We start from the raw sequence: 4,661 nt of genomic DNA, 5'->3' as shown, positions 1-4,661 counted from the left end.
AAGTGAAATAAAAAAATCTAAAAATCCTTCTTCCAGCTTCATTCCTATATCCATTTAAATGAAGCTAGCCTCTCATTATTTACCGATTTAAGCTAGATTTTTTTCATGAGGTGGCCCTGACAAACAACCATTTCATAATTGAATTTATTTACAGATGCCGTAGATTTGGTTTTATTATCAATGACAAAATCAAGCCAATTATCTGGAATAACATGCTTAAGCGGTGGTGTTTTTGAATAAATGTCATCGCGTGAGTTTCGATGCTTTAATATAAATTGAATCGCATCCAGCATGACTTTATTTTCATACTCACTTACTTCTATTGGTAAATGAGTCAATAAATCTAATAATTCTGTTCGACTACCATGCAAGTATAACGATCGCATTTTGGTACGAACTTGCTTTTGATACCATTGACCACGTTGACTTAAATCTACTTTCAATTGCTTAAGTGTTTCGGGATCAATGATAGGGTAAATCGTATCTTTGATAATACCTTCTGGGTGTGCTATAGCAACGTCTGTGATTTGAGATAAAATATCGAACTTACCTTGCACCCGTTTAATTTCACTTACTGCTGCTTTATCAACGTATGTTTCAGATGAGTTTTTGATTTTTTTAACGAGCTTGATAAATAAATCAGCAAGACTGTCTGCCAGTAGTTCTGAGCGAATATGGCAAAAAACCGTCATCGTTGCATATTTAGAACGCTCATCAAGTTCTTTGATATGACTGGGTGAATAAGCTGAAATACGCTCATAATATTTCAGTAAAAATTTGCGATTCAATCCAGCAATCGTATCATTTGGCAAAATCAGCGATTGAATTGCTTTAAATTTCTCGAGAGCGAATTGAACATGTTTTAATTTTGCACCTGGAATACCTTTTTTTAAGGTATTTAAATTGATTTCTTTTGATCGATTCTTCGGATTATTTTCCTCTGTAATGGCATGATTGAGCAATGTATCAATGAAATCGCGATCGTTAGGCTGCAAATACTTAAATATTTTATCAAATAATTTAGTTTCTAATCGATTTCTTGCATGGTCTAGATAGCGCTGTTGCTGTTTTTCAGAAAATGGCTCTATTTTGACAGAGTTATAATATGATTTAATGGCCAAATGCAACTCATGCTCTTGAGGCATTTTTGGCAACAAATCATTTTCTAACCAATCGATAAAAGCATTACTATCTGCATTTGTAGCCTCTCTATAACCTAAATACTCACGAACCAGTTGGCGAAAGCGCTTTGCTGTTCTATGATTTGATTCAAGCTCATGAAAATAACAAGGCTCAGTATTAATTTTCTTTGCCAGAGTAGCTGATAAATAAGACACTAATACATCATGTTGGGTTGGAAAAAATAGTCTTATTTTGTAGTATTGCAACATGACAGCAAATAATAGCTGATTTCTTTCGCCTTGTTTACTCATGATTAATTGCAGTTCATCGCTCGTCAATTGATATTGAGGACTTTGCAAAAACTCAAGCTCAGATTCGCTTAATTTACTTTCCAAAGTAATACCTTTTATATACTCTCAAGACGGTTGCTCATTGTTTAATGCGATAAACTCATGCTGCTGTTTAGCAATGGCGATCGCATCATGCAATTTGGCTTCCATTACGGCTTTGGGTGGTAATTGCGTTAAATATTGTGCAACATGGATTCCTGATTGATCTAATTCAAGGTATTGCACATCCTCTTCATCTTTACGTGCACAAAGAATAATACCAATAGGTTTCTCTTCACCAGGACGACGTTCATGCTTATCTAGCCAACGCAAGTACCATTCCATTTGGCCTTTATGTTCTGGTTCGAAGCGATCTAATTTGAGCTCAATTCCAATCAACCGACGCATGCCGCGGTGGAAAAAGAGTAGATCCAAGTGACGGTCCTTTTGTTTGGTGGACATTTTTTTCTGACGAGCTACAAAACAAAAATCACTACCCAATTCCTGGATAAACTCCTCAATATGATCCAGAATGGCATTTTCCAAATCAGATTCAGAGTACTTGGTTTTAATTCCCATAAAATTCAGAAAACATGGGTCTTTAAATACCAGATCAGGCGTTAATTGCTGGGTTTTTGAAAACTTCTCAAGCTCATCTTTGATGACAGCTTCAGGTTTTTTGCTTATCACGGTGCGTTCAAATAACATGGAAGACAATTTGTCTCGCATAGTACGGACAGTCCAGTGTTCAACACATGCCATTTGTAAATAAAAGTCGCGTTTTAATGCGTCCTCTAGTTGACAGAGCAGAACTACATGAGACCATATATGGACCCCGCCCGGTTTTGCAACAGATAAATTCAGATTTTTAACAAATGCAGAATAGATGCAGTCATATATTCGGTCTCTAGTTGAGTGATATACGTTCACTCGGACCCTGATAGTCTCTGCGCTCTTTCTCCTCATCACGTCAACGGTCTCATATGCGACCCTGGTCAAGTATAGGTTTTAAAAGAGCTGGTCTTACCTGTTTTGCTATCAATCGTGATTTACCTTAAGCAATCTTTAAAGCGTGTCTTCTTTACTTTATTCATGTCGCCTGATTTTAGTGAATGTGTTTTGTACATTCACTAAAATCAGGCGAAACTAATATTTCTCTTAATTAGTATAATTTCATGCCGCCACACTTTCTTGGATATACGAGGCACGATAACATTGACCATGCGCCATTAACGCCCAAATGGTGCGCGCATTTTTATTGGCTACCGCCACGGCTGCTTTATTAAATCCACAACGCTGCTTCATACCGGCTGCCCATTGGTTTTTTTTGTCTTCTTTGCCTTCGCAACGAGAGAGCACCGAGCGCGCACCATGAATCAGCAGTGTTCTTAGGTAACGATCGCCTCGTTTACTAATCCCCCCTAATCGTACCTTATTCCCGCTGGAATGCTGTTTGGGTACTAATCCAAGCCAAGCAGATACTTCTCTACCATTATTAAATACACTAGCATCACCAATTGAGGCAACCATTGCTGATGCTGTCAATGGGCCAATACCTTCTATTTTTTGAATCTCCAAGCACATTGGATCACTGTCTGCCTGTTGTTGAATCTCTTTATCGTAAATAGTTACTTGTTCATCATAAGCTTTAAACTGTTCATATAATCGCCTAAAAATAGCCTCTGATTTTACCGTTAATTTTGATTTATTATTTTCCAAAATTGCTGCCATTTCTCGTATCTGACTAATTCCTAATGCAACGACGATTCCGTACTCAGCTAACAAGCCGCGTATTTGGTTTGCTTGCGCTGTTCTTTGTTTGATCACTTGCTCTCGTGCGCGATGAGATAACAACACATCTTGTTGCTCAATTTTCTTTACTGGAACGAATTTCATATTAGGCCGTGTGACCGCTTCACAAATACCTTCAGCATCGTTAGCGTCATTTTTATTCGATTTCACATACGGCTTTACAAACTGTGGCGCCATCATTTTTACGGTATGCCCCATTCCTATAAACATACGGGCCCAATAATGTGCACCGCCACATGCCTCTATTCCAACTAAACAAGGAGGTAGCTGCGACATAAATTCAATCAGCTTTTCCCTGTTTACTCTTTTTTTAAGAACGCATTTAGCCTTTACATTTACTCCATGTAATTGGAAAACATTCTTTGCCAGATCTATGCCTAATACTTTAATATCTTTCATTATGGATCCCTTACCTTGATTGAATGACTGTTAACAACTTCATTCTGGCTCAAATAGAAGCCTTTCGATAGGTGGTGGGGTCCATACTATTACGTCAATTGTCGCGACACTGTAGCGACAATTTGATGGTTGGAATAAAACTTAGCAAATCGAACCATCCTAAAGACTGCTGAGCGACTATATCCTTTACCAAATTGCAGAGTCAGTTCGGCAGAAACATTGTTAATGATTTGATCACCATATTCAGCACGCTTATCTGCAAGAATTTCATCATTAATACGTTTACCGATAGACCAGTACAATAGAACAATGGTTGAATTTACTTCAGTAGCAACACGTTGGCGTCCATGCTGAATAAGTTGTATCACATCTTGTAATAGTTGTTTGTATTGTTGGCTATCTGAAATGGCCAATTTTTTATTACTCATTAAAAGTTCCTATAATTCATAGAGTAGCAACTTAATCTTGTGGATTTTAACAGCGCCATAGAAAATTAAAAGGATTTTTTCAGTCAAATCTCAAAATAATTAACACACAAATTTTATAGGAACTTTTTGAAACGGTCATTGTATTAATCCATGAGTATCTCATGCTATACTGCCCACCCAAAATCATCAGGATTAAATACCAAGCTATTATGAAATCTATTTTTTCAGCAATTACAGGCTTTTTATTGTTAAGTACTATGCAATCTAATTTAATTGCATCGCCAACATTCTATTTTGATAATCATGGCCGATCTGATCTTTTATCAGGCGGTGTACGTATGATTCCTATAAAAACCTCAAAAGGTATTTTTAAAGTATGGACGAAACGTATAGGCAATAATCCAACTATAAAAGTACTTCTTTTACATGGTGGCCCTGGTGCAACCCATGGGGTGTGACCTCGCATTAATGTTCAAATATCTCTGAGCACCCTTCTCATTTGCTCCAATTATAGCCATACAGACGTTTATATTTACAATCAATTCAAGTATAATTTATTCAAAATTGACTT

Annotated in this window: 5 protein-coding genes; 1 reads left to right on the top strand and 4 read right to left on the bottom strand. The window is 37.0% G+C overall.

Translation table 11 applies throughout. From position 1 onward, the window contains the following. Positions 1 to 92: 92 nt before the first annotated feature. The 4 genes from ELY15_RS13535 to ELY15_RS13520 form a co-directional block, all read right to left on the bottom strand. Complete coding sequence (locus ELY15_RS13535) at positions 93 to 1,517, bottom strand: DUF4158 domain-containing protein (protein WP_127100924.1); 1,425 nt, start codon at positions 1,515 to 1,517, stop codon at positions 93 to 95. 21 nt (positions 1,518 to 1,538) lie between these two features. Next, complete coding sequence (locus ELY15_RS13530) at positions 1,539 to 2,381, bottom strand: YhcG family protein (RefSeq protein ID WP_158617498.1); 843 nt, start codon at positions 2,379 to 2,381, stop codon at positions 1,539 to 1,541. 243 nt (positions 2,382 to 2,624) lie between these two features. Beyond that, positions 2,625 to 3,662 carry an IS110 family transposase gene (locus tag ELY15_RS13525; RefSeq protein ID WP_127100920.1) on the bottom strand — a complete coding sequence of 346 codons (1,038 nt, stop codon included), beginning with the start codon at positions 3,660 to 3,662 and terminating at the stop codon, positions 2,625 to 2,627. Positions 3,663 to 3,751: 89 nt separating this feature from the next. Then, complete coding sequence (locus ELY15_RS13520) at positions 3,752 to 4,090, bottom strand: DUF1016 N-terminal domain-containing protein (protein ID WP_127100918.1); 339 nt, start codon at positions 4,088 to 4,090, stop codon at positions 3,752 to 3,754. 161 nt (positions 4,091 to 4,251) lie between these two features. Between ELY15_RS13520 and ELY15_RS16390 the strand changes: the two genes are divergently transcribed. Next, complete coding sequence (locus tag ELY15_RS16390; protein ID WP_199744228.1) at positions 4,252 to 4,548, top strand: hypothetical protein; 297 nt, start codon at positions 4,252 to 4,254, stop codon at positions 4,546 to 4,548. Positions 4,549 to 4,661 lie beyond the last annotated feature (113 nt).

The organism is Legionella sp. km772 (assembly GCF_003989735.1).
In the GTDB taxonomy this organism is placed as follows: domain Bacteria; phylum Pseudomonadota; class Gammaproteobacteria; order Legionellales; family Legionellaceae; genus Legionella.
This window is presented reverse-complemented; position numbering and strand designations above follow the sequence as displayed.

What these genes read in the sequence shown, in the direction of transcription:
- ELY15_RS13520 (WP_127100918.1), bottom strand. Translation starts at nt 4,090, where the DNA reads ATGAGTAATAAAAAATTGGCCATTTCAGATAGCCAACAATACAAACAA.
- ELY15_RS16390 (WP_199744228.1), top strand. Translation starts at nt 4,252, where the DNA reads ATGCTATACTGCCCACCCAAAATCATCAGGATTAAATACCAAGCTATT.
- ELY15_RS13525 (WP_127100920.1), bottom strand. Translation starts at nt 3,662, where the DNA reads ATGAAAGATATTAAAGTATTAGGCATAGATCTGGCAAAGAATGTTTTC.